Annotated in this window: 1 protein-coding gene; it reads right to left on the bottom strand. The window is 62.7% G+C overall.

The annotated features are described in order from the left end of the window. On the bottom strand, positions 1–1,820 hold a 1,820-nt coding region (locus ACH65_RS17630; protein WP_237561561.1), incomplete at its 3' end, for a TonB-dependent receptor. Positions 1,821–1,833: the final 13 nt, after the last annotated feature.

Genomic DNA, 1,833 nt, shown 5'->3' with positions numbered 1-1,833 from the left:
TACTTCTTGCCGTCGCCGTTGTAGTTGGTGAACTGCTCGTTGCGCAGGCCCAGCGAGAGCAGCCAGCGGTCGGAAACCTGCCAGCGGTCCTCGATGTACTGGGCTTCCTGTTCCGTCTTCACCTTGGCGCTCTGAGTGCTGTAGTAGCGATAGACGTAGTAGCCCTGGTTTCCCAGACCGCCAGCCGCGGCCGGCGAACCAACCACACCATGACCCGCATCGATAGCCGCATTGGGATCGGTCTGGTAGCTATAGATCCAACCGTAGCCCCCGGGATACTGGCTGCCAGTGAACGACTCGGCCGTCTGCCGGTCGTAACCCACGCGCAAGTCGTGGTCGCCCAGCCTGTACTCGATGTCCAGGCGGCCGCCGTAGGTCTTGTCGTTGGATCCCGGGAGCTTGAGCCTCGTCGTCGTGACCGTCTGGCAGCCACCGTAGACCAGGCCGGGCGCCTGGTTCTGGGTGTTCGAGGACACGTAGGGGCAGCTCGGGTCGTAGCCCCAGGGCGTCTGCACGTGCTGCAGCTTCTGCGTGCCGTACAGCGCCGTAACCGTCAGGTCGTCGGTGACGTAGCCGGTGTACTTGCCGACATACAGGTCGCCACCGTCCTTGGTGTAGGTACCACCGTTCTGAACGGAGCCATGCGTCTCGGTCGCGTAGTTGAACGCGTAGCGGCTGGAGTCGTAGAGCGTCTTGTCGGAGATGCCGGTCAGCTCAATGATGTTGTTGTCATTGATGTTCCAGTCGATCTTCGCCGCCCAGCGCGGCATCTTGTAGGTGTAATCGTTCCAGCCGGTGCGTGCCACCGTGCTGTTCGAGTTGGAGAACGACAGCACGCTGGTGCCGTTCTCGCGGTTCTGCTCCACGTCAACGTAGAAGAACAGCTTGTCCTTGATCAGCGGGCCGCTGGCATACGCACCCACCGTGGAGGTGTAGTAGTTGGTCTTGTTGCGGAACTGATACAGCTTGCCGTCGGTGGTCGTCGGGTAGAAGCCGGTGTTGGCGAAGTGGATGTTGCGCGGCTCCGAACGCAGGCTTTCCGGCGACCAGATGGTGTAGACACCCGCCTTCCACTCATTGGTACCGCGCTTGGTGACGATGTTGATCACGCCGCCCGTGGAGCGGCCGAATTCCGCGCCGTAACCGCCGGTGAGCACCTGCTCCTGATCGATGGCATCGAAGGGCAGCGTGGTCATGCCGATCGAGGTCAGCGGATTGGTGACCGCGTAACCGTTGATGTAATAGGCGTTCTCGGAGGCAGCCGAGCCGCCGAAGCTGGGCGCATCGGCATAGCTGGAGCCCTGGATCACGCCCGGCGCCAGCAGCGCGGCCGCCATCACGCTGCGGGACACCGGCAGCTTCTGCAGCTGTTCGGAAGTCAGGACCGTGCGGGTATCCACCGACGAAACGTCAATGGCTGGCAACGCAGAAGCCGTAACCGATACGGCACCCAGGTTGGTTGCTTCAGCAGGCGCACCGAAGGAGACCTCGGTACCGCCCGAGATCACCACCGTCACGTCATCGCGGCTGCCGACCACGTTCTGGCCGTCCTGAAGAGTGACCTTGTAGCGGCCAACCGGCAGCGAGCTGAAGCGATAGCGCCCCGTGTCATCCACGGACACGCTGCGGGCAAAGCCCGTCTCGATGTTCTGGATCGTAACCGTCGACCCCTGGTGGTTGGCCACTTGGCCGAAGATCGAACCCGTCACGTTGGACTGGGCCATCACGGCTGCCGGGCCGGCAAGCGTCAGACCCAGCGCCATCGCAAGAGTGGAACGGCGCAGGTAGCGCACCGCCTGTGCAGTGGAAATACGCGTCACGAACTATCTCCCC

Source organism: Frateuria defendens (assembly GCF_001182895.1).
Classification (GTDB): domain Bacteria; phylum Pseudomonadota; class Gammaproteobacteria; order Xanthomonadales; family Rhodanobacteraceae; genus Frateuria_B; species Frateuria_B defendens.
The sequence above is the reverse complement of the archived record's forward strand: the minus strand, read 5'-3'. Positions and strand labels throughout refer to the sequence as shown.